Source organism: Pseudomonas sp. MD330_10 (assembly GCF_042610415.1).
GTDB lineage: Bacteria > Pseudomonadota > Gammaproteobacteria > Pseudomonadales > Pseudomonadaceae > Aquipseudomonas > Aquipseudomonas rhodesiae.
On the sequence record NZ_JBHGZU010000005.1, the window covers coordinates 175,766 to 198,166 of the forward strand.

Annotated in this window: 17 protein-coding genes and 1 riboswitch; of the genes, 6 read left to right on the forward strand and 11 right to left on the reverse strand. The window is 61.5% G+C overall.

Going from position 1 to position 22,401, the window contains the following annotated elements:
• Nucleotides 1-128: 128 nt before the first annotated feature.
• Nucleotides 129-2,018 (reverse strand): phosphomethylpyrimidine synthase ThiC, encoded by a 1,890-nt coding sequence (gene thiC, locus ACFZPT_RS10200; protein WP_034095578.1) that lies wholly within the window; start codon nucleotides 2,016-2,018, stop codon nucleotides 129-131.
• 149 nt (nucleotides 2,019-2,167) lie between these two features.
• A riboswitch (TPP riboswitch) is annotated at nucleotides 2,168-2,273 on the reverse strand.
• 194 nt (nucleotides 2,274-2,467) lie between these two features.
• Here thiC and ACFZPT_RS10205 point away from each other — a divergent pair.
• On the forward strand, nucleotides 2,468-3,907 hold the full coding sequence (locus ACFZPT_RS10205) for a TolC family outer membrane protein (RefSeq protein WP_034095577.1): 1,440 nt from the start codon (nucleotides 2,468-2,470) through the stop codon (nucleotides 3,905-3,907).
• A gap of 139 nt (nucleotides 3,908-4,046) precedes the next feature.
• On the opposite strand, the gene waaA is transcribed toward ACFZPT_RS10205, so the two are convergent.
• Nucleotides 4,047-5,324: a lipid IV(A) 3-deoxy-D-manno-octulosonic acid transferase gene (gene waaA, locus ACFZPT_RS10210; protein WP_099313053.1), complete on the reverse strand. Its 1,278-nt coding sequence runs from the start codon at nucleotides 5,322-5,324 to the stop codon at nucleotides 4,047-4,049.
• Between the two features lie 23 nt (nucleotides 5,325-5,347).
• Nucleotides 5,348-6,238, reverse strand: coding sequence for a LysR family transcriptional regulator (locus ACFZPT_RS10215; protein WP_099313052.1), 891 nt, complete (start codon nucleotides 6,236-6,238; stop codon nucleotides 5,348-5,350).
• Between the two features lie 101 nt (nucleotides 6,239-6,339).
• On the opposite strand from ACFZPT_RS10215, the gene ACFZPT_RS10220 reads away from it, so the two are divergent.
• From ACFZPT_RS10220 to ACFZPT_RS10235, 4 genes are all read left to right on the forward strand, one after another.
• Nucleotides 6,340-6,675 carry a multidrug efflux SMR transporter gene (locus ACFZPT_RS10220; RefSeq protein ID WP_034095574.1) on the forward strand — a complete coding sequence of 112 codons (336 nt, stop codon included), beginning with the start codon at nucleotides 6,340-6,342 and terminating at the stop codon, nucleotides 6,673-6,675.
• An 82-nt stretch (nucleotides 6,676-6,757) separates the two neighbouring features.
• Complete coding sequence (locus ACFZPT_RS10225) at nucleotides 6,758-7,927, forward strand: FAD-binding oxidoreductase (protein ID WP_034111494.1); 1,170 nt, start codon at nucleotides 6,758-6,760, stop codon at nucleotides 7,925-7,927.
• Entirely contained in the window at nucleotides 7,924-8,736 is an 813-nt protein-coding gene (locus tag ACFZPT_RS10230) for an aldo/keto reductase (RefSeq protein WP_034111492.1), read from the forward strand. The genes ACFZPT_RS10225 and ACFZPT_RS10230 overlap by 4 nt, the downstream gene beginning before the upstream one ends.
• Nucleotides 8,737-8,777: 41 nt before the next feature.
• The gene (locus ACFZPT_RS10235; protein ID WP_099313051.1) at nucleotides 8,778-9,746 is read left to right on the forward strand and encodes a metal ABC transporter ATPase; all 969 of its coding nucleotides are present in this window, start codon (nucleotides 8,778-8,780) and stop codon (nucleotides 9,744-9,746) included.
• Between the two features lie 29 nt (nucleotides 9,747-9,775).
• Here the strand turns inward: ACFZPT_RS10235 and ACFZPT_RS10240 are convergent, their stop codons facing one another.
• The 3 genes from ACFZPT_RS10240 to msbA form a co-directional block, all read right to left on the reverse strand.
• The gene (locus ACFZPT_RS10240) at nucleotides 9,776-10,711 is read right to left on the reverse strand and encodes an NAD-dependent epimerase/dehydratase family protein (RefSeq protein WP_034095570.1); all 936 of its coding nucleotides are present in this window, start codon (nucleotides 10,709-10,711) and stop codon (nucleotides 9,776-9,778) included.
• Nucleotides 10,704-12,128 (reverse strand): bifunctional D-glycero-beta-D-manno-heptose-7-phosphate kinase/D-glycero-beta-D-manno-heptose 1-phosphate adenylyltransferase HldE, encoded by a 1,425-nt coding sequence (gene hldE / locus ACFZPT_RS10245; protein ID WP_034095569.1) that lies wholly within the window; start codon nucleotides 12,126-12,128, stop codon nucleotides 10,704-10,706. Before hldE ends, ACFZPT_RS10240 begins: the two co-directional genes overlap by 8 nt.
• Before the next feature lie 136 nt (nucleotides 12,129-12,264).
• A complete protein-coding gene (gene msbA, locus ACFZPT_RS10250) occupies nucleotides 12,265-14,070 on the reverse strand; it encodes a lipid A export permease/ATP-binding protein MsbA (RefSeq protein ID WP_034095568.1) in 1,806 nt (601 codons plus the stop codon).
• Nucleotides 14,071-14,227: 157 nt separating this feature from the next.
• Here msbA and ACFZPT_RS10255 point away from each other — a divergent pair, with 157 nt between their 5' ends.
• Entirely contained in the window at nucleotides 14,228-16,084 is a 1,857-nt protein-coding gene (locus ACFZPT_RS10255; protein WP_047881420.1) for a bifunctional O-antigen ligase/aminoglycoside phosphotransferase family protein, read from the forward strand.
• A gap of 43 nt (nucleotides 16,085-16,127) precedes the next feature.
• Here the strand turns inward: ACFZPT_RS10255 and ACFZPT_RS10260 are convergent, their stop codons facing one another.
• Genes ACFZPT_RS10260 through ACFZPT_RS10280 form a run of 5 tightly spaced genes read right to left on the reverse strand, consistent with a single transcriptional unit; the run spans nucleotide 16,128 to nucleotide 22,280 of the window.
• A complete protein-coding gene (locus ACFZPT_RS10260; RefSeq protein ID WP_034095566.1) occupies nucleotides 16,128-17,009 on the reverse strand; it encodes a glycosyltransferase in 882 nt (293 codons plus the stop codon).
• Nucleotides 17,006-18,154: a glycosyltransferase family 4 protein gene (locus ACFZPT_RS10265; protein WP_034095565.1), complete on the reverse strand. Its 1,149-nt coding sequence runs from the start codon at nucleotides 18,152-18,154 to the stop codon at nucleotides 17,006-17,008. The genes ACFZPT_RS10260 and ACFZPT_RS10265 overlap by 4 nt, the downstream gene beginning before the upstream one ends.
• A gap of 59 nt (nucleotides 18,155-18,213) precedes the next feature.
• Complete coding sequence (locus tag ACFZPT_RS10270; protein ID WP_047881421.1) at nucleotides 18,214-19,626, reverse strand: PIG-L deacetylase family protein; 1,413 nt, start codon at nucleotides 19,624-19,626, stop codon at nucleotides 18,214-18,216.
• Nucleotides 19,623-20,522, reverse strand: coding sequence for an antimicrobial resistance protein Mig-14 (locus ACFZPT_RS10275; RefSeq protein ID WP_034095563.1), 900 nt, complete (start codon nucleotides 20,520-20,522; stop codon nucleotides 19,623-19,625). The genes ACFZPT_RS10270 and ACFZPT_RS10275 overlap by 4 nt, the downstream gene beginning before the upstream one ends.
• A complete protein-coding gene (locus ACFZPT_RS10280; protein WP_034095562.1) occupies nucleotides 20,523-22,280 on the reverse strand; it encodes a carbamoyltransferase in 1,758 nt (585 codons plus the stop codon). It lies immediately after the preceding gene.
• Nucleotides 22,281-22,401: the final 121 nt, after the last annotated feature.

The following is a 22,401-nucleotide window of genomic DNA, read 5'->3' on the forward strand; positions in this document are numbered from 1 at the left end:
AGGGGTTTTTTTTTGTGTTTTTTTTTTTTGGGGGGTTTTTTTTTGGGGGGCCCCCCCCCCACACAAATTGGGGGGGGGGGGGGGGTTTCCCCCCCTATAACGGCGGTACAGGCACCGCCGTCTCTGGATCAGACCTTCTTGTACAACTGACTGCCTTCCTGCTTGAACCGCTCCGCCTGCTCCGCCAGGCCCTTGGCCACGTCCACATCCACCGCGTCAATGCGCTGGTTGGCCGCGTACTCACGCACTTCCTGGGTGATTTTCATCGAGCAGAACTTCGGCCCGCACATCGAGCAGAAATGCGCGACTTTGGCCGAGTCCTTGGGCAGGGTTTCGTCGTGGTAGGAGCGCGCGGTGTCCGGGTCCAGGCCGAGGTTGAACTGGTCTTCCCAGCGGAACTCGAAGCGCGCCTTGCTCAAGGCGTTATCGCGGATCTGCGCGCCCGGGTGCCCCTTGGCCAGGTCGGCCGCGTGGGCGGCAATCTTGTAGGTGATGATGCCGGTCTTTACGTCATCCTTGTTCGGCAGGCCCAGGTGCTCCTTCGGCGTCACGTAGCAGAGCATGGCGCAACCGAACCAGCCGATCATCGCCGCACCGATGCCGGAGGTGATGTGGTCGTAGCCAGGCGCAATGTCGGTGGTCAGCGGGCCGAGGGTGTAGAACGGCGCTTCGTCGCAGCATTCGAGCTGCTTGTCCATGTTCTCCTTGATCAGTTGCATCGGCACATGGCCGGGACCTTCGATCATGGTTTGCACGTCGTGCTTCCAGGCGGTCTTGGTCAGTTCGCCGAGGGTTTCCAACTCGCCGAACTGCGCGGCGTCGTTGGCGTCGGCAATCGAACCGGGGCGCAGGCCGTCGCCCAGGGAGAAGCTGACGTCATAGGCCTTCATGATTTCGCAGATTTCGTCGAAATGCGTGTAGGTGAAGTTCTCTTTATGGTGCGCCAGGCACCACTTGGCCATGATCGAACCGCCACGGGACACAATGCCGGTGACGCGCTTGGCGGTCAGCGGCACGTAGCGCAGCAGCACGCCGGCGTGGATGGTGAAGTAGTCGACACCCTGCTCGGCCTGTTCGATCAGGGTGTCGCGGAACAGCTCCCAGGTCAGGTCTTCGGCGGCGCCGCCGACTTTTTCCAGGGCCTGGTAGATCGGCACGGTACCGATCGGCACCGGCGAGTTGCGGATGATCCACTCGCGGGTTTCATGGATGTGTTTGCCGGTGGACAAGTCCATCACCGTGTCCGAGCCCCAGCGGATGCCCCAAGTGAGTTTCGCCACTTCTTCTTCGATGGACGAACCCAGGGCGCTGTTGCCGATATTGCCGTTGATCTTCACTAGGAAGTTACGGCCGATGATCATCGGCTCCAGTTCGGTGTGGTTGATGTTGGCCGGGATGATTGCGCGGCCACGGGCAATTTCTTCGCGCACGAATTCCGGAGTGATGATCTTCGGCACGCTGGCGCCGAAGCTGTGGCCGGCGTGCTGCTGGTCGAGCAAGCCACTGGCCCGGGCTTCTTCGAGCTTCATGTTCTCGCGGATGGCGACGTATTCCATCTCGGCGGTGATGATGCCTTTGCGCGCGTAGTGCATCTGGGTGACGTTGGCACCGGCCTTGGCGCGGCGCGGGTTCTTCACATGGGCAAAACGCAGGGCGGTCAGCTCGGCATCGCTCAGGCGCTGCTGGCCGAAATGCGAGGTCAGGCCGGCCAGCCGTTCGGTGTCGCCACGGGATTCGATCCACGGCGAACGCACATCGGCCAAGCCTTTGCGCACATCGATGATCACATTGGGGTCGGTGTAGGGGCCCGAGGTGTCGTACACGGTGACAGGGGCGTTGATTTCACCGCCGAAATCGGTGGGGGTCACGTCCAGGCTGATTTCGCGCATGGGGACGCGGATATCCGGGCGAGTGCCCTGCACGTAGATTTTTTGCGAGCGGGTAAACGGCTGCACGGAGCCAGAGTCGACCTTGGCCGATTCACTCAAATGCACGGTATTTTTTAGTTTTGTAGTCATCACGGGCTCTCCAACTTATCCAGGCGGTGGATGTTTGTCGGAGCGAACCTGTGACGGACGGACGCACTGGAACCAGTGCTGTGCTTGGCGCACGAGGGCTGCTCGGTAAACGAACAACATCCCGGACGAAGCACAAGAGGACTCGCCGGGTGACGAGAAATCTTGTTCCCTACGCAGGCGCTAACCTGATCAGGTTCAACGGGATCCGGTATTTACCGATCTCAGCCTTCCAACAAGGCACCCCGACAAGAACGCGGCCAGTCTAGACCATGGAATGGGCAAATTGCCAATGGTGCTGCTTTCAGCGTGATGAATGGCATGATTGCAGGATTGTTGCGTCGGGTCGGCGCCACTACACTCGGCTACTGCCCAAGGCTTGACGCTCTGAAACAGTCGCCGTAGCCTTGGCCGTCGAATTATCACCGTAATATTTATTCAGGGATCGCCTCATGCTGCGCAAACTCTCACTGGCTATTGCCGTGTCTTGTGCGACCAACGGAATGGTCTGGGCAGCTGAAGCGCCCTTATCCGCCAGAACCGACCTGGTCAGCGTCTATCAGGAAGCAGTGGATAACAACGCCGACCTGGCCGCCGCCCGCGCGCAATACGGCGCGCAAAAAGAAGTGGTGCCTCAGGCCCGCGCCGGCCTGCTGCCGAACCTCTCAGGCGGCGCCGACATCAACAATGTACGCACCCAGATCGACACACCGGCCGCCACCGCCAACCGCGATGCCCACTCCTGGCGCGCGACCCTCAGCCAGCCGCTGTTCCGCGCCGACCGTTGGTTCCAGTTGCAGGCGGCTGAAGCCACCAATGAACAGGCAGCGCTGCAACTGTCGGCCACCGAACAGAACCTGATTCTGCAGAGCGCCGAGAACTACTTCGCCGTGCTGCGCGCCCAGGACAACCTGGCCTCGACCAAGGCCGAAGAGAACGCTTTCAAACGCCAACTTGATCAGTCCAACGAGCGCTTCGACGTGGGCCTGTCGGACAAGACCGACGTGCTGCAATCCCAAGCCAGCTACGACACCGCGCGGGCCAACCGGATTCTGGCGCAGCGTCAGGTAGAAGATGCGTTTGAAGCACTGATCACCCTGACCAACCGTCAGTACAACTCGATCCAGGGCATTGTCCACACGCTGCCGGTGTTGCCGCCGCTGCCTAACGACGCCAAGGCCTGGGTCGAAACCGCTGGGCGCCAGAACCTCAACCTGCTGGCCAGCAACTATGCCGTCACCGCCGCCGAGGAAGTCCTCAAGCAGCGCAAGGCCGGTCACGCGCCAACCTTGGACGCAGTGGCGCAATACGAAAAAGGCGATAACGATGCGCTGGGGTTCAGCAACCCGAATGCCTTCGGCACGCCCTATCGCGGCGACGTGGAACAACGCACCATCGGCCTGCGCCTGAATATCCCGATCTACAGCGGCGGCCTGACCAGCTCGCAGGTCCGCGAGTCGTACTCGCGCCTGGGCCAGACCGAACAGCAACGCGAAGGCTTGCGCCGCCAGGTGGTGGAAAACACACGCAACCTGCACCGCGCGGTGAACACCGATGTGGAACAGGTACAGGCGCGCCGCCAGTCGATCATCTCCAACCAGAGCGCGGTGGAAGCCACGGAAATCGGCTATCAGGTGGGTACGCGCAATATCGTCGACGTGCTCGACGCCCAGCGCCAGCTCTATGCCTCGGTACGCAACTACAACAACAGCCGCTACGACTACATCCTCGACAACCTGCGTTTGAAGCAGGCCGCGGGCACCTTGAACCCTGGGGATCTGCAGGACCTGGCGCGCTACCTCAAGGCTGACTACAACCCGGACCGCGACTTCCTGCCGCCGGACCTGGCCAAGGCCGCCGCCGAACAGCTCAAGGCCCGCCCGAATAATTAATCACGCTGCTAAATCATGTGTGAGGGGCTTGATCATGCGGGAGGGGCGGTGCGACGATTCGACTTGCCCCCGATAGCGCAAGACAGCCAACACTATTTGGCCTGACAGATCGTCATCAAGGGCAATCCCCTTTCGCCCTTTAAATCGCGATCAATCGGCCCAGACCATTGAGCAAGCGCTCAAGCGCGCCCTGGTTGGCCTGCATCACCTTGAGCCCCGCCTGCGCCATCTTGCGGGCATCCTGGGGCAGCTCGAACAACTGTCGCACGGCTTCGGCCAACCCTTCGGCGTCATCCACTTCGCGCAACGCACCGGCTTCGCGCATCATCGTGGTGATTTCGAGGAAGTTGAATACATGCGGCCCCATGATCACCGGCAGCGCCAACGCTGCCGGCTCCAATGGGTTGTGCCCACCGGTCGCCACCAGGCTACCGCCGACGAAAGCGCTGTCGGCCAGGGCGTACAGAAACAGCAACTCCCCCATGGTGTCGCCCAGCAGCACCGATGTCTGCGCCGTGACGGGCTCGCCGCTGGAGCGCCGAACCGTGGCGAAGCCTTGCTGCTGGCATAGATCGAACATCGGCCCGAAGCGTTCCTGATGGCGCGGCACCAGGATCAACAACGCATTGGGGTAGCTGTCGAGCAGTTGACGATGGGCGGCAAGTACCACTTCATCTTCGCCGGCGTGGGTGCTGGCGGCGATCCACACCGGCCGCTCAGTGGCGCCCCATTGCGCACGCAGCGCGGCGGCGCGGGCCGGCAACTGCGGGTCGATGGTCAGGTCGAACTTGATCGAACCCGTCACTTCCACGGTCTCGGGGCGTGCGCCCAGGTTCAGGAAACGCTGAGCCTCGGCCTGCGTCTGCACGGCAAGCAGGCTCATCTCGGACAACATCGGTGCGGTCAACTTGGCGAAGCGCCCATAGCCCTTGGCCGAACGCGCCGACAGCCGCGCATTGGCCAGCGCCACCGGAATGCCGCGTTGGGCGCAGGCGTGAATATGGTTGGGCCACAGCTCGGTTTCCATGATCACCGCCAGTTTCGGCTGCACGCGATCCAGAAAACGCTTGGCCGCGCACGGCACGTCATAGGGCAAATAGCAGTGCTGGATGCGCGGCTCATTGGCGAACAGGGCCTGGATACGCTCGGAGCCGGTGGGCGTCATGCAGGTGAGCGTGATCGGCAAGTCCGGATAACGCGCCAGCAACCCGCGCACCATGGGCGCGGCCGCGATGCTTTCGCCCACCGAGACGGCGTGCACCCAGATCCCGCCCGGCTGCATCGCCGGCAAACCGTAGGAAAACCGCTCGCCCACGCGCTGGGCATAGGCTGGCGCCTTGCGCGCGCGCAGCCACAGACGTAAAGCCACCAAGGGCAGCGCCAGGTAAAACAGGCAGGTGTAGAGAGTTCTATTCATGGCGGCGGAGTTTATCGGCTTTTTCAGTCGATCGCCCGCAGGCACTCGGCAAAACGTTCAGCGAGAAATCTCGCGGCGGGCCCCAGGGGTTCATCGCGCCGCCAGACCAGCTCCACCACCAGCGCCGGCGGGGTCCATTCACTATCGAGTTCGACCATCAGGTTCTGATACGCGGGGTATTGCACCACATGCCTGGGCAGCCAGGCCCAACCCAGGCCACGGATCAGCCATTCGGCCAGCACGTAGAAGCTGTCGGCCCGCCAGACCTGCGGGCTGGCGGCTTCACTGCCGGGGTAGACACTGGTCTGGGTCGACATCAGCAACTGACGGTATTGCGCCAGGCCCTGACAATCCACGCGATTCTGCGCCGCCAGCGGGTGGTGGCGCCCGCAGACCGTGACCATTTCCACACTGCCCACCACGCGGCGCTCCAGCGCTTCGGGAATTTGATCGTGATAGAACAGCATGCCCAGGTCAGCCTTGCGCTCCACCAGTTTGCGTGCGACATCGCCCTGGGCTGCACTGGAAAGCTGCACTTCCAGATTGGGAAATTGCCCGGCCAAGGCGTCCAAGCTGTCGAGCACTGGCTGGTACAGCATGGCCTCGTCCTGAGCCAGGCGCAGGCAGGCTTCTTCGCCGCGCATCAATGACAAGGCACGACCGTTAAGGCGTTCGCACTGGCGCAACACTTCCCGGGCCTCTTCGAGCAACACCGCGCCGGCTTCGGTCAGCCGCGGCTGGCGGCCGCTGCTGCGCTCGAACAAGCTCACGCCCAGGTCAGCCTCCAGCATTGCAATCCCACTGCTGACCGCCGACTGCGCCTTGCGCTGCCCCCGCGCCACCGCCGAAAAAGAACGCTGCTCGGCAACGTTCACAAATAAGCGCATTTGTTCCAGATTCCATTGAATGCTCATGGAGCAACCTATCTCTCACACTGATAGGTAATGACTTTACCCCATCTAAGCAGCCGCTAAAATGCCGGCCTATTGACCCGCCCTACGCCGAGGATTGACCTATGAATGCCGCCTACTGCTACCTGGCCATCGCCATCTGCTCGGAAGTGATCGCCACGGTATCCATGAAAGCCATTAAGGGCTGGAGCACGCCGATCCCACTGCTGTTGGTGATCGTCGGCTACGGCGTGGCGTTCTGGATGCTGACCCTGGTGGTGCGCACGGTGCCGGTGGGCGTGGCCTATGCCGTGTGGGCCGGGATGGGGATCGTGATGGTCAGCGTGGCGGCGCTGTTTATCTACGGGCAGAAGCTCGACCTGCCGGCGATGCTGGGCATGGGCCTGATTGTGCTGGGGGTGGTGGTGATTCAGCTGTTCTCGAAAACGGCTGGGCATTGAGTCGCGGCCAACGTGTCGCACTGATGAGGCAGCGCAGCGCGCTATACTAGGCGCCCATTTCCAACGCAGAGGTCCCGCGCGCATGCCTATTTCCACCGACGTTCTGATAGTCGGCGCCGGGGTTGCCGGCCTCTGGCTCAACGCGCGCCTGCGCCGCCAGGGGTTTTCCACGGTGCTGGTGGAAAGCGCCACCCTCGGCGGCGGACAAAGTGTGAAGTCCCAGGGGATCATTCACGGCGGCGCCAAATACGCCCTGCACGGCGCCCTCACCGGCGCCTCCGAAGCCATCGCCGACATGCCGCGCCGCTGGCGCGAGGCCCTGGCCGGCAGCGGCGAGCTGGACCTGTCCGGGGTGCGCGTACTGTCCCAGGCGCACTACCTGTGGTCCCCCGGCACCCTCGCCGGCAATCTCACCAGCTTCTTCGCCAGCAAGGCTGTGCGTGGCCGTGTGGATCAGGTCAAAGGCGACGATTTGCCGCCGGCTCTGCAAGACAAGCGCTTCAAAGGCAAGGTCTATCGCCTGGCCGAACTGGTGGTGGACGTGCCGAGCGTGATCGAGCGCCTGGCACAACTGGGCGGTGACAGCCTGCTCGCCGGGCAGCACATCGAACCGCTGCACGACGGCGGCACCTTGGTGGGCCTGAAGGTGGACGGCCGCGAGATTCGCGCCCAACGCATCGTATTGAGCGCGGGCGCCGGCACTGCCGACTTGCTCAGCGCCCTGGGCTTGAGCCAGCCGGCCATGCAGACGCGGCCACTGCATATGATCCTCGCCAAGGGCCCCGGCCTGAAGCCGCTGTATGCCCATTGCCTGGGCGGCGGCACGAAGCCGCGCCTGACCATCACCACGCACCCGGCCGCCAATGGCGAATGGGTGTGGTACATGGGCGGCGACATCGCCGAGGCCGACGGCGTGGCGCGCACGCCGGAAGCACAAATCGCCACCGCACAGAAAGAGCTGGCGCATTTACTGCCCTGGATCGACATGCACCAGACCCGCTGGGCCACACTGCGAGTCGACCGTGCCGAACCGCTGCAGTCGGGCCTGAGCCGTCCCGACAATGCCTTCCTCGCCGAACAGGGCCGCCTGCTGGTGGGCTGGCCGACCAAATTGGCCCTGGCGCCGGATTTCGCCGACCGCGTGCTGCACAGCCTGGAACGCGACGGCATCCAGCCAGGCCCCACGCAACCGCTGCCGGAATTGCCCAAACCCGCCCTCGGCGTACCCGTCTGGGAGACCCTGTTGCCATGAGCCTGCCGACCCTGCACGACCTGCATCGCCCGCTGGGCAACACCGGCCTGCTTGTTTCGCCGCTGGGCCTGGGCACCGTAAAACTGGGGCGCGATCAAGGGGTGAAATACCCCAACGGCTTTCAGATTCCAGGGGATGACGAGGCGCGCATGCTGTTGCGCCAGGCTCGCGAGCTGGGGATCAACCTGATCGACACCGCGCCGGCCTATGGCATGAGTGAAGAACGCCTGGGGCCGCTGTTGCGTGGTCAGCGCCAGGACTGGGTGATCGTCAGCAAGGTGGGTGAAGAGTTCGAAGCGGGTGTCTCCCGTCACGATTTCAGTGCAGCGCATACGCGCCTGTCGATAGAACGCAGCTTGAAACGACTTGAAACGGATTTTATCGACCTGGTGCTGGTGCATTCCGACGGCAACGACTTGCACATCCTCAACGACTGCGAGGTGTACCAGACCCTGGCGCAGCTCAAGCAAGAGGGCAAGATTCGCGGTTTCGGTTTCTCCGGCAAAACCGTCGAAGGTGGCTTGAAGGCCCTGGAGCAAGGCGACTGCGCGATGGTCACCTACAATCTGAACGAACAGGCCGAGAAAGCCGTCATTGATTATGCAGCGGCCCACGGCAAAGGCATCCTGGTCAAAAAAGCCTTGGCCAGCGGCCATGTCTGCCTGGAACCCGGAATGGATCCAATACGCGCCAGTTTCACGTTGTTGTTTGCGCAAACGGGCGTCGCCAGTGCTATTGTCGGGACCATTAACCCGCTGCACCTGGCCCATAACGTGGCGACCGCTGCCCAGGTCATTCGTCAACGCTGATGCCGCCCACGCGGCCGACCCCGTCGCAAGAAGGAGCCGACATGCCGCGCACGCTCATAAGAAAAAACCCCAGCAACTTCAAGACACTGCCGCTGCACGTTGAAGCCACCCCCGAAGGCCTGAGTTACCAGAGCGTCGGCATGCCGCTCAACTTCGCCCAGACCCTGCAACGGCGCAAACCGGTGGATGTGCCGGACGCCGAGCGCTTCGCGGTGGAGCTGGCCAACCTTGGGGTCTCGGTGCGTCTGACCTTGCACTGGCAGAACCGCGACTATTGGGTGCTGGTGCGCCAGCGCCGCCAGGACCGGGGCGACGTGGTGCTCAAGCTGATTTCCGGCTACGTCCCGGCTCACGAATTGAACCTGCCGCTGCACACCGCCATCCAGGAAATCGCCGAAGAGTGCCTACTGGAAACCCCCGAAGGCTGGCTCGGCGGGCGCTTCAACGATACCTGGCTGCCGGCGCCCTACTCCGCCGCCCTGCATTACCGCGAGGCGCTGCCGTTTCGCCTCAGCCCGCTGTCCGGCGCCGCGCGCCCGGTCCGCTGCGCCACCACCCAGTTGATCGAACGCCCACGGGCTTATGTGCACCTGCCCACCGCTTCGCTGCAATTGATTTACGACCTGCGCCTTGAAGTGCCCAAGGAGGCAAAGTCCCTGAGCCTGTTCCATGTGGATGAACGCCTGGAAGGCGACCAGCTGGTGGCGCGCCTTAACCGACAACGCCCTGACCTGTATCTGATGCCGCTCAAGGACGGCCAGCCCTTGGCCGAGCTGTACACAGTCAAGAAAGACCAACTGCACCCCGCCAGCACACGGGGCCTGTTCCTGGCGGAGAGCTTCGCCCAGCAGGACGGCTGGGTGGTGCGAGAAGAGCGGATTCGCTGGAAGGATTGGCTGCGCCAGCAAGGGCTGGCGCAGCCGGAGAAAGAGTCGAAACTCAAACGCCTGACTGGCAGGGCGCGGCAGATGCTGGGCAAGATTGTGCCGAGGAAAAAGGCCAGCCGCTAATCAAGCAATTAGCGTACTGGCCTCAGGATTCAGCCGTTAAGCAGGCGCTGCAAACCGACCTTCAACGGCGTGGGTTCAGGCAGGGTGAAGCTGGCCAGCAGCCGCTGATTGTTCGCCCGCGAATGTCGGATATCTCCCGAACGCGCTGGCCCGTAAGTCACGGCGGGCAACGAGCCCACCGCTTCTTCCAATGCCTGCAAGACCTGCTTGAGGGTGGTAGTGCGGTTCCAGCCCACATTGATCGCACCCAGCGGCGCATCCGGCGCTTCGATGGCCTGCACCAATACGTCCACCAGGTCTTCCACGTACATGAAATCGCGAGTCTGCTCACCATCGCCGAACACGCTGATGGGCAGACCCTGCTGGGCACGTTCGCAGAAGATGCTGATTACGCCGGAGTACGGCGAGGACGGGTCCTGACGCGGCCCGAAGATATTGAAGAAACGGAACATCACCGGCTCCAGACCATGCTGGCGACGGTAGAAATCAAAGTAGTATTCGCCGGCCAACTTGTCGGACGCGTAGGGCGTCAGCGGCGCCTTGGTGGTCTCTTCGTCGATCGAGGCCCCTTCGCCATTGTTGCCATACACCGCCGCGCTGGACGCAAACACCACGCGTTTGACCCCGGCCTTGCGCATGGCTTCGCACACATTCAAGGTGCCGACGAAATTGCTCTGGTGCGTGCTGACCGGGTCGTCCACCGACGCCTGCACCGAGGCCACGGCGGCCAGGTGCACGACCGCCGTCGCGCCGAAGGCAGCCTGACCAACCAGTTCGGCGTCGGCCACATCGCCTTCGAGCAGCTCCACGCGCGGATTGTCCAGGGGCAGGTTGCTGCGTTTGCCGGTGGACAGATTATCCAGCACCCGCACGGCATAGCCTTTGGCAAGCAGTGCATCGACCAGATGCGAGCCGATAAAGCCCGCGCCCCCGGTGATCAAAACCAACGGTTCAGCCTTATTCATTGTTGCGGATCTTCTCGACGATTGCCGTGGTCGAGCTGTTCTCCACCAGGCCCAGCACTTTAACCGTACCGCCGTAGGCGCTGACGATATCGGCGCCGACCACCTGATCGACGGAGTAGTCACCGCCCTTGACCAGCACATCGGGTTTGACCTGGGCCAACAGATTTTCAGGGGTCGCTTCAGGGAAGCTGATCACCCAGTCCACTGCGCCCAAACCGGCCAGAACCGCCATGCGCCGGTCGACGCTATTGATCGGACGGCCGGGGCCCTTCAGACGGCTGACCGACGCATCGTCATTGACCGCGACGATCAGACGATCGCCTTGGGCGCGGGCCTGCTCCAGGTACGTCACATGACCGGCGTGGAGGATGTCGAAGCAGCCGTTGGTGAACACAATGCTTTCGTTGTGGGCACGGGCGTCGTCAATCGCCAGCAGCAATTGCTCGATGCTCAGCACACCGCGCTCCGAGCCTTCGGAACGCTGGATCGCGCGACGCAATTCCGGAGCACTGATGGCCGCGGTGCCCAACTTGCCAACCACGATGCCCGCCGCCAGATTGGCCAGGGCCACCGCGTGGGGCAGTTCTTCGCCAGCGGCGATGGAGGCGGCCAGGGTGGAGATCACTGTGTCGCCGGCGCCGGTGACATCGAACACTTCACGGGCACGCGCCGGCAGATGCATCGCCGGGTGGCCCGGGCGCAGCAGGGTCATGCCGTGCTCGCCACGGGTGACCAGCAAGGCGCCCAGATCAAGGTCGGCCATCAGCGTGGCGCCCTTGCTCACCAAGTCGTGCTCATCGGCACAACCGCCGACGATAGCTTCGAACTCGCTGAGATTCGGCGTGATCAGGCTGGCACCTCGATAAATCGAGAAGTCCTTGCCCTTGGGATCGGCCAATACGGGGATGCCCTTGGCTTTGGCGGCCTGGATCAGCATTTGGTGGTTCTTCAACGCGCCTTTGCCGTAGTCGGACAGCACCAGCACCTTGATGCCTTCGAGCAGTTCGTCGACCTGACCGCTGAGGGCCAGGGCGTCGGTGGCGAAGGGCTCTTCGAAATCGATTCGCAGCAACTGCTGGTGACGGCTCATGACCCGCAGCTTGACGATGGTCGGCTGATGGGCGATGCGCTGGAACAGCGCACGCACGCCGGCACCGCGCAGGCTGTTGGCCAGGCTGTCGGCGGCTTCATCGTCGCCGGTCACACCAACCAGCGAGGCCGGAGCGCCGAGGGCGGCAATATTAAGGGCAACGTTGGCAGCGCCACCTGGACGGTCTTCGATTTGCTCGACCTTGACTACCGGTACCGGTGCCTCAGGGGAAATCCGTGAGGTACCACCATGCCAGTAACGGTCGAGCATGACATCGCCGACCACCAAGACAGGGGCTTGATCGAATCGCGGCATGGACAACTTCATGGAGCAACCCACATACAAAATGAACAGGGGCGCGATATTAGCACAGGGTTACAGCAGGCTTGTGGGGGGTGTGACAGAAGATGGTATGGCGAGGGAGCGCACTCCCCCGCCATCGTCAGCCGTAGCGCAGGCGGGCTTAAGTGATATCCGCCGAGACCGGCGCATCCAGGCCCATGGCATGCAGACGGGCGTAATAGCCGTTCTGGGCCAGCAACTCGGCATGGGTGCCGCGCTCGACGATCCGACCGTCGTCCATCACCAGAATCAAGTCGGCCTTCTCGATGGTGGACAGACGATGGGCGATCACCAGGGTGGTGCGGCCCTGCATGACTTTGTCCAGCGCGCCCTGGATATGCCGCTCCGATTCGGTGTCGAGGGCCGATGTGGCCTCATCCAGAATCAGCAATGGCGCGTTCTTCAACAAGGCACGGGCAATTGCCAGACGCTGGCGCTGGCCGCCGGACAGCAGCACACCGTTTTCACCCACCTGGGTATCGAAGCCTTTGGGCAACTGATCGATGAAGTCCTTGGCATAGGCATCCGCCGCCGCCGCTTCAACATCGGCCCGTGGCGCGCCGGCCAAATCGCCGTAGGCGATGTTGTTGGTGACGGTGTCGCTGAACAGGGTTACGTGCTGAGTCACCTGGGCGATGTGCTTGCGCAGGTTGAGCAGCTTGTAATCTTCGATCTCTACGCCGTCGAGCAGGATTTCACCGCTTTCATGGTGATAGAAACGCGGGATCAGGCTGGCCAGCGTCGATTTGCCGCTGCCGGAACGTCCCACCAGGGCAACCATCTGCCCAGGCTCGGCGGTAAAGCTGATGTCCTTGAGCACATGGCGATCGGTGCCTGGGTAAGTGAAGTTCAGCTGACGCACTTCCAGGCGGCCGCTGACCTTGTCACGCTCGACAGTACCGCGGTCGACTTCCGGTGTTTCGTCGAGCTGTTCGAAAATGCTCTCGGCACCGGCCACGCCTTTCTGGATGGTCGAGCTGACTTCCGACAGTTGGCGGATCGGCTTGGGCAACAGACCGGCCAAGGTGATGTAAGCCACCATGTCGCCCGCCGACGCATCGCCACGCAGGTACAGCACCAGGAACATCAACACGGCCATGGCGGTGTAGATCACCAGTTGCAGCGCCGGTGTATAGATGGCCCCGGTACGGGTCATGCGCAGTTGCTTGTCGGTGTTGCTCTGGCTGGCCTTGAGGAAACGCTTCTCCTCGTAGACCTCGCCGCCGAAGCTGCGCACGACGCGGTAACCCTGGATAGTCTCAGAAGCCACATGGGTCACATCGCCCATGGCGACTTGGATCTTCTTGCTCTGCTTGCGGAATTTTTTGCTGGCCGTGCTGACCATCACCGCGATCAACGGCAGGATGGCGATCATCACCAACGTCAGGCGCCAGTTCATGAACAGCAGGGAGGCGAACAGGAAGATCACCGTCATGCCTTCGCGGATCACCACCTTGATCGCGTCTGTCGCCGCACCGGTGACCATGGTCACGTTGAAGGTGATGCGAGAGATCAGGTGCCCGGAGTTGTGGTTGTCGAAGTAGCGGTTGGGCAGCGTCAACAGGTTGTTGAACAGCTGCACCCGCAAGTCGTGAACCAGCCCCAGAGAGACCTTGGCCAACAGATAGTTACCCAGAAAAGACCCCAGGCCCTGCCAGGCCGCGATCAGGATGATCAGCAGCGGCACAGCCTGCAGCAACTGCAGGTCACGCAGGAACGGAACGCTGGGGAACAGCACGGCTTCCGGGTTGGAAAGGCCATCGACAAAATATTTGAGGATGTAACCCAGCATCGGCTGAGTCGACGCGAAAATCAGAAATCCGACGATACTCAACGCGAACAAGCCCGCGTAGGGCTTCACATAGCTGAGCAGGCGGAAATATATTTTCAAGCTCGAAGGGCTTGCGCTCGGACTGGAGTCGGTCATATCACGCGGCGTTTTAAAAAAGGAGGCTGACTTTAGCACAGCTTCTCTGTTGTACTTGCACCCGGCATGACCCAACGCTTAGCCGGCCTCAACCGGCGACATTATATAGCCACTACTTTAAGATGGTCGGCTTTCTCTTTCTGGAATGGCTTTTTGTATGCACTCCAAACGCCTCAGCTATGGCGCAAATCGCGTTTTCGACTTCCTGGTCCTATGGATTCTGCCCATAGGCTTATTGCTGCTTTTGAGTTCGCTGTTCTTCGTGACCAATCGCAATGTGCTGCACAAGTTCTACTACGGCCTTTTCAGCGCGCCGACCTTGCTGTTGCTGTGCCTGCGCCCCAGGGAAATCAAGGAATTATTGCGCGAGCCGCTGGTGATCGCCTTTCTGGTGTTTTGTGCGTGGGCGTTGACCAGCCTGTTATGGAGCCCGGAGCAACACCCTGACACCGACCTGTTCAAACGCCCCCTGCATACCTTCATGCTGTTCGCCGGCTGCGGGCTGTTGCTGCATTACCGCAATGAACTGTTCAAGCCGATTTTCTTCAGTGCGGCGGTGATCGCACTGGTGGTGTGCCTGTTCAATCTGGTGGCATTCATCAAGGGCTTCGAGCCGGGCATGCGTATGATCGGCGGCCGCGGCGCCCTGGATAACCCGCTGCTCAGTTCCCATGTATTCGGTTTCTTCTGCGTCTATTGGTTGTATGTCTGCGTAACCACCCAGCGCTTGCACGTCCTGTGGTTCAGCGTACCGGCCATGGCGATCATGACCGCGGCGGTCCTTGCAACCGGTTCGCGCACGCCCCTGGTGGCCCTGACTCTGACCATCCTGTGGATAACCTTTGTCAGCCGCAATCGCCGTTCGGCCCTGCTGATTGCGGGCTTGGTGGTGGGCGCTGCAGGTCTGTTGCTGATCTATCCGGAGCTGATCACCAGCCGTGGCAGCTCGTTCCGCTTTGAGCTGTGGAGCATGTCCCTGCAACGCATTGCCGATCACCCTTGGATCGGCCACAGCTACGATTCAGAGCTATACCTGACTCTGGCCGATGGCAACGAGCTGCGCGAACCCCACAGTTTTGCCTTGGGCGTGCTGTATTACGTAGGCATCATCGGCTTTATCCCATGGATTTTCATGCTCGCCTGGGGCCTTTTCAAAGGCTTCAAGCAACGGGCGCAACCGCTGTTTATTCTGGCTTCGTCCCTGTTGATGTACGGCATTGGTGCCGGCCTGACCGAAGGCGGGGGGATTCTGTCCCGCCCCAAGGAGCACTGGTTCCTGCTCTGGATCCCACTGGCAATCATCGCGGGCTTGAGCGTTGCCCAGCGGCGGCGCAGCGTACTGAGCATGCCGGTGCAATCCCTGAAAACCGAAACCTTCGAGCAACTGTGCAGCGATGCTCACGTCATCGAAGCAGACGGCCTCGGCCCGAAAGTCCTGCGCTTGGCTGATGGGCGTTTCCTCAAGGTTTTCCGCCCACGCCGCTGGTACACCTCGGGCAGTTTCAACCCCTACTCCGAGCGTTTTGCCAGCAACGCGGAACAATTGCGCGCCATGGGCATACCCACACCGCAGATTCTTGGCGTGTATGGTCTGAGCGATGGCAGCAGCGCCGTCATTTACTCACCACTGTCCGGTTTGACTCTGCGCCAGGCGCTTCAAAGTCTGGACAGCAGCCTGCGCGAATCCCTGATAGAACGCTTCGGCCAGTTCATGGCTCAACTGCATGAACGCGGCGTGTATTTCCGTTCATTGCATCAGGGCAACGTGTTGCTGATGGATGATGGGGAGTTCGGCCTAATCGACATTGCTGACCTGCGCATATTCCCTTCGCCGCTGCGCAACGCCTTGCGACAACGCAACCTGCGGCACATGCAACGCTATCCGCAGGACCGCGCCTGGCTGTTCGAGACACACTTTGAGCAACTGGCCAAGGGTTACGCATCCGTTGCGGGGCAGGCCGCCACCGCAACAATCCGTGCCCATGTATTGAAATTGGCGAGTCCAGCCGCCTGAAAAAAAGGCGACTATCGTTGCCGATAGTCGCCTTCTTCGACGCTTAGCCTTTGAGCGGCGTTAGGTACAACCGAACCAGACCGCGCCAGGTCTTGCGCCCCCAGAACTTCAAAGGGATCTGCTTCAGAATCTCCCGCGCCAACGCGCGATCACGGTTGGCCGTCTTCAGGAACATCGAGTTCAGAAAGTTGTAACGCACCGCGTCGTACGCAGGGTGCTCACTGAACTTGGCGTATGTCTTGAGGATGTTCTGGATCATGTAGCGGTGATTCTTGTAAGTGTTGCTGGCGTGTTGCCGATAGCGCGCCATTACCACATCAAGGGCATCAATGGTGTAGCCCGCAGCGGTGATCTTCAGTTGGATCAGCAAGTCCTCCAACGGGATCAGCGGGTCGAAGCCACCGACTTCCTCCAGCGCTTCGCGGCGGATCAGCATGGTCGGCGCCGGCGGGAACGGTTTGCGATCCATGAACATGTCGTCGAAATCCAGGCTGCGAAACGGCACATCGCGACGCTGTTTTTTCTCCGGATGCAGATTACCGTCGCCATCGATCAGCTCGATGTTGCCGGCGCAGATCCCCACTTTCGGCTTGTCCTGCATGTACGCGACCTGAATCGAGATGCGCTCCGGCAGCATGATGTCGTCGGAGCCGAACGGGGCAATCAGGCTGCCCTTGGCACGCGCGATGGCGCCATTGAGGGTGGCGGTCAGCCCCTGGTTCTGCTGCACCTGGAAATCAAAACCGTGCTCGGCCTGCAGGCGACGGATGCGCTCAACGCTGTCGTCCTTGGAACCGTCATCCACCACCAACAGCTCGATATTGGGGTATGTCTGGCCGAGCACGCTGAGGATGCTCTCTTCGATATAACGGCCATGGTTGTAGGACGCGATAATCACCGAGACCAGGGGTTGCTGCTGAGTCATGCTCTTCCTACTTCCTTTAAGCCGGTGTCGATCAGGTTCAGGTATTTCTGTTGGAATTCGGCCAGGGCGTGGTTTTGTTCCAAGTAACGGAATACCTGTTCGCCCTTGGCACGCAGTTGTTCGTCGCTCATTGCCAGGTAAGTGTCCAGGGCGGCCGTCAGTTGCTCGACATTGCCAGGCTCATGGGACAAACCGCCCGCCCCTTGCACCAACGGCAGCATGGCCGGGCCATTGGACGCAATGACCGGCAAGCGCCCGCTCATGCCTTCCAACAAGGCAAGACCAAGCCCCTCCATCAATGAAGGCATGGTCCAGATATCGAACGCACGCACGTATTGCAGACCATCCTCGCGAAAACCCAGCAAGTGCGCCCGCCCTGTGAGGCCGAGGCGCTCGATATCTGCGCGCAGGTCGCCCTCGGCACGGCCAGAGCCGATGATGCCGACCTGGGCGTTAGGGTATTTGTCCTTGAGACGAGCGAAAGCCTGCAGCAGATGCGTATGCCCTTTGATCGGCACCAGGCGCCCCAGCGCGCCGATGATGCGCGCATCCTGGGGTAGCCCGAGGGCCTCGCGCGCCTGCACGCGAGGCAGCTGCAAGGCTTCGGCCTGGGGGATGTCGATCGCATTGGTGACGAAGGTGGTGTTCTGGTGAGTAAAGCCGCAATTAAGCCCTACCAGATAATCCCTGACCGCCGCCGACACCCCGACAAAACGCCAGGCCGGACTCACCAGCCGACGCGTCTGGCGCCGGCGATACGCCCGTTCATACTCGCCAAACCCGTGGGAGATGCCGATGCACAGCGGAATTTTCAACCATCGGTTGAGCGACAGCATCATGTTCACCGACTTGAAGCGGTTACAGATGACCACGTCGAACTTCTGCTCTCGGCAATATTTGTAGATTTGCCACATCGCGCCCAGACGTATGCCCTTGAGGGCCTTGTCCGGAAACTCGAAATACTTGGAGTGATCAGCCACGCTCAGCGGCTGGCCCGGTTGCGGCCGCCCACTGAGAAAGGCCGAGGTGACCTCGAAACGCTCAACCGGCAACGACTTGACGATCTGCTCACCGAGATCGGCGAAGTCATGGATCTTGACGTTGTAGTCCGGCTGCAATTGCAAAACCTTGAAACGAGGTTTCATATCACTCCATGAGGCAATCGGCCTGCTGCACGTGAGCAGTCCGACGAAAAAGGTCAATTTCAGTCCTGCTTGAGGACCCAAAGCAGCTCGTGCCGACGTACGGCCTTACGGAAAAATTCGTTCTCACCGTAAGGCGATGGACCGCGCCCTGCCAGCCATTGCTGCAACAGGCGACGCACCCGGCGCTTGAACGGTGCGCGCGGCTGTAGGTCATGCATCATGCCCAATGCCATGGCCTTGTCCCGCTGCTGGCTCAGGCTCAGTAACCGGCAGTAAGGCTTGAGTACCTGGGCATGGTCGAACTGCGGCGGCAACGCTACGCCGGCGCCGGCGTCGCCCATGGGCCAGCGGTCGTTATCATGCAAGTGGTTGGCATAGCCAAGCAATGTGCTCGGTTGCCATGCCAGCCCGTGCAAGGCTTGCACGACGGCTTCATGTGCGCAGATGTGGTCCGGGTGCGGGTCAAGCACTGGGGTCGGCATGACGATGACCTCGGGGCGAGCTTTAAGCAGCAACTCCCGCAGGTCAGCAATCAGGTTGTTCCAGGTCGGAGCGCCATCCACATCGCTGGGCAGTGCCAAGCTGTTGAACTGGCGGAACACACGAGTATCGTCCAACTGCGCTTCGCGGGACGGCTGGGGCTGGTCCGGCGTAGCGCGCATGGCTGGCAATTGCAGGCAGAAGTACCCCAATTGAACGCACTGCGCTTCTGGCACCCCGGCCCAACGTGGCACCGCGATACTGTCCCAAGCGCGCAAACGCCCTTTGAGCTGCGCCGCTTCGGCCTTGGGCAAGCCCATTTGCTGATAGTGCTCGGCCTCGATCTCCCCCGCCGTCAAGGTCACGATCCAGCTTTCATGCGCCTGGCCATACAAACCAAACGCCGCCAGTTCCGCGTCGTCGGCATGGGGCGCGATCACCATCACCCGCTGGCCTGCAGCGTCCGGCTGGCGGAACACCCACAGCACCGGCCGACCGATCACCCGACAATGGCAGCCGCGCAAGCGCAACTCACCGCCGAGCAACGCCTGCGCCGAGCCAGTGAGATTGAGGTAGCGTGTGCCAGCCACACCGCGTTCGAACGCTTGACGATCAGGCTGCTCGCTTGCTGACAGCTCAACTGCAGGGTCCAGAAAGCGGCCCAGCCAGTTGCTTTTGAGTTGTACCTGGACGATCAGCGTTTCGTCACCGACCAGTTCCACGGTCTCCTGAAGCACCAGGCGTCCGCCCTCCAGGCTTAACGCCAGCTGCTGGCTGTCGGGGGCGAAGCGGTATTGGTAGTCGTCCTTGGGCGAATAGAAAAGATGGTCGGCAAACCAGGCTTCATGCGCCACCCACAGCAGCACCGCCAGGATCAGCGGCAGCCACCAAGCCACCAGCACGCCGCACACGATCAACGCCAGCGCGCCAATCAACAGCACCATGCGCTTATTGCGCCGATGACGTTTGAGCAGTTGCTGTTTGCGGCTCATAGGCTGAACACCGGCACCGGGTTGCACCAGCGCTCTTTGTACTCACGGTCGGCGCGGCCGAACGAAAAACGCAGCGGCTTATCCACTGCACGAGCCTGTTCCCAGGCGCTTTGGGTGTTGAGGAAGCTCAATACGCTCCCAGGGCTGAACGCGCGGGTTTCGGGGTCAACCCCACCATTGACGTACTCGACGCTGATCCACTCGGGCGACTCGACGCGATACACCAACTGCACCGCGATCGGGGCATCGTTGAGAAACAGCACCGACCCGATCAGAAACTCTTCGAGCAGCGCCAGCACGTCAGCCAAACGCTCCGCCCCGGTCGCCGGGAAACCCCAACGACGCTGGAACAGATCGCAATAAATCGCCGCCAACTCGGTGCTGGAAAACTCGCTGACCGCACGCACCACACCGCCCGCCTCCTCCAGCAGGCGCAATTCGCGGCGCTGGTTATAGCGAAACTTTTTCGACAAGTCTTCAGGGGTGCGTGCCATGGCCAATTGCTCAACCTGAGGCTTGAGCGTACTGACACGCCCTTGATTCAGGGCCGACAGATAGCGCCCGCGATGGCGCACCGGCAGCTGCGCATCAACGGCAATCGGCAGAATGATCTCGGCATTGCCCAGATCGAACAGGCCTTTCTTGCCGCTGCGCTTGAGCACGTCTTTGGACAGGGCGAGGTCGCGTCCCCAAGTGGCTATCGCGCCCTTGAGTTCGCCGCCCTGCTGCCAGCCCAGGTAACGCACCGGAATTCGCGCCAGGTCGGCCAAGCGCTCCACGACCTGCGGATGGGTCGCGACGCTGCCACCGAAGCGCTGCCAGGCTTGAGCGTAAACCTCGGCCTCTACAGGCTGCCAGCCGCCACGTTCACGCCATGCCTGGAGGCGATTCAGCATTTAGACCACAGCGTCATAAGGATCCACACCGTCCTTGACCACGAGGATGTCTTCCATGATCAGGTATTGCAGGTCGGAGCCGAAGAACATGTTCAGCGCGTCGGTCGGCGAGCAGATCATCGCTTCGCCACGGCGGTTGAGCGAGGTGTTCAGGGACACGCCGTTGCCGGTCAGTACTTCCAGCTCTTTCATCATGTCGTAATAGCGCGGGTTGTATTCGCGCTTGAGCACCTGGGCGCGGGAGGTGCCATCTTCATGGACCACTTCCGGCACGCGGGTCTTCCACTCTTCAGCCACTTCGAAGGTGAAGGTCATGAACGGCGCCGGGTGATCGACCTTGATCATTTGCGGGGCCACGGTGTCGAGCATCGACGGGCAGAAAGGCCTCCAACGCTCGCGGAATTTGATCTGGTGGTTGATGCGGTCGGCCACGCCGGTGGCGCTCGGGCAACCGATGATCGAACGACCGCCCAGCGCACGCGGGCCAAACTCCATGCGGCCCTGGAACCAGGCCACCGGGTTGCCGTCGACCATGATCTTGGCGATGCGCTGGGGCATGTTTTCGATCTTGCGCCAGTTCGGCTTGCTCTCGTGCTTGGCGCACGCGGCAATCACATCTTCGTTGCTGTAGGACGGGCCGAGGTAGACGTGTTCCATCTTCTCCACCGGCACACCACGAGCGTGGGATACATAGGCGGCCGCACCGACGGCGGTGCCGGCATCGCCGGACGCAGGCTGCACGAACAGCTCTTTCACGTCATCACGGGCGATGATTTTCTGGTTCAGTTTGACGTTCAGCGCGCAGCCGCCGGCGAAGGCCAGCTTGCCGGTATCCTTGAGGATGTCGCCCAGGTAATGGTCGATCATCTGCAGGGCCAGCTTCTCGAACAGCGCCTGCATGCTGGCGGCGTAGTGGATGTACGGCTCGTCGGCGATGTCGCCTTCGCGCTTGGGCCCCAGCCACTCGATCAGTTTCGGCGAGAAGTAGAAGCCCTTGCCCTTCTCTTTGTAGCGGCGCAGGCCGATGACGTTGGCGTAGTCGGTGTTGATCACCAGCTCGCCGTTTTCAAAGGAAGCCAAACGCGAGAAATCATATTTGCTGGCATCGCCATAAGGCGCCATGCCCATGACCTTGAATTCGCCGTCGAGCATCTCGAAACCGAGAAACTCGGTGATCGCGCCGTACAGGCCGCCTAGGGAATCCGGGTCGTAGAATTCTTTGATTTTGTGGATCTTGCCGTTCTCGCCGTAGCCGAAGAACGTGGTGGCGTACTCACCCTTGCCGTCGATGCCAAGAATCGCGGTTTTTTCCTGAAAGCCCGAGCAGTGGTAGGCACTGGAGGCGTGAGCCAGGTGGTGCTCGACCGGCTCGATCTTGATCTTCTTCGGATCGAAGCCCAGCTGCTCCAGGCACCACACGATCTTGTTGCGGTAGCGCTTGTAGCGGCGGTTGCCCATCAGGATCGCGTCGAGGGCGCGGTCCGGGGCGTACCAGTAACGCTTGGCGTAGTGCCAGCGCGCCTCGCCGAACAGGCTGATCGGGGCGAACGGAATCGCCACTACGTCAACGTCGGAAGGCTTGATGCCGGCCTGTTCCAGGCAGAACTTCGCCGATTCGTAGGGCATGCGGTTCTTTGCATGTTTGTCGCGTACGAAGCGCTCTTCTTCGGCGGCCGCGATCAGCTTGCCGTCGATATACAGGGCTGCGGAAGGATCATGGCTAAGGGCGCCGGACAGGCCAAGAATCGTCAATGCCACAGGGGTCTAGCCTCTTTTAGTCTGCATGCAGGCGGGTCGCGCCTGAAAAAAGTGTGCCTCCCGCGCGGGCGGGAAACAGCTAAAGGGCGGGATTATAGCGTAAAAGCAGTGGGAAGCTGTT

Bases quoted from the DNA above. Each gene is read 5' to 3' on its own strand.
- thiC (WP_034095578.1), bottom strand. From the start codon at position 2,018: ATGACTACAAAACTAAAAAATACCGTGCATTTGAGTGAATCGGCCAAG.
- ACFZPT_RS10205 (WP_034095577.1), top strand. From the start codon at position 2,468: ATGCTGCGCAAACTCTCACTGGCTATTGCCGTGTCTTGTGCGACCAAC.
- waaA (WP_099313053.1), bottom strand. From the start codon at position 5,324: ATGAATAGAACTCTCTACACCTGCCTGTTTTACCTGGCGCTGCCCTTG.
- ACFZPT_RS10215 (WP_099313052.1), bottom strand. From the start codon at position 6,238: ATGAGCATTCAATGGAATCTGGAACAAATGCGCTTATTTGTGAACGTT.
- ACFZPT_RS10220 (WP_034095574.1), top strand. From the start codon at position 6,340: ATGAATGCCGCCTACTGCTACCTGGCCATCGCCATCTGCTCGGAAGTG.
- ACFZPT_RS10225 (WP_034111494.1), top strand. From the start codon at position 6,758: ATGCCTATTTCCACCGACGTTCTGATAGTCGGCGCCGGGGTTGCCGGC.
- ACFZPT_RS10230 (WP_034111492.1), top strand. From the start codon at position 7,924: ATGAGCCTGCCGACCCTGCACGACCTGCATCGCCCGCTGGGCAACACC.
- ACFZPT_RS10235 (WP_099313051.1), top strand. From the start codon at position 8,778: ATGCCGCGCACGCTCATAAGAAAAAACCCCAGCAACTTCAAGACACTG.
- ACFZPT_RS10240 (WP_034095570.1), bottom strand. From the start codon at position 10,711: ATGAATAAGGCTGAACCGTTGGTTTTGATCACCGGGGGCGCGGGCTTT.
- hldE (WP_034095569.1), bottom strand. From the start codon at position 12,128: ATGAAGTTGTCCATGCCGCGATTCGATCAAGCCCCTGTCTTGGTGGTC.
- msbA (WP_034095568.1), bottom strand. From the start codon at position 14,070: ATGACCGACTCCAGTCCGAGCGCAAGCCCTTCGAGCTTGAAAATATAT.
- ACFZPT_RS10255 (WP_047881420.1), top strand. From the start codon at position 14,228: ATGCACTCCAAACGCCTCAGCTATGGCGCAAATCGCGTTTTCGACTTC.
- ACFZPT_RS10260 (WP_034095566.1), bottom strand. From the start codon at position 17,009: ATGACTCAGCAGCAACCCCTGGTCTCGGTGATTATCGCGTCCTACAAC.
- ACFZPT_RS10265 (WP_034095565.1), bottom strand. From the start codon at position 18,154: ATGAAACCTCGTTTCAAGGTTTTGCAATTGCAGCCGGACTACAACGTC.
- ACFZPT_RS10270 (WP_047881421.1), bottom strand. From the start codon at position 19,626: ATGAGCCGCAAACAGCAACTGCTCAAACGTCATCGGCGCAATAAGCGC.
- ACFZPT_RS10275 (WP_034095563.1), bottom strand. From the start codon at position 20,522: ATGCTGAATCGCCTCCAGGCATGGCGTGAACGTGGCGGCTGGCAGCCT.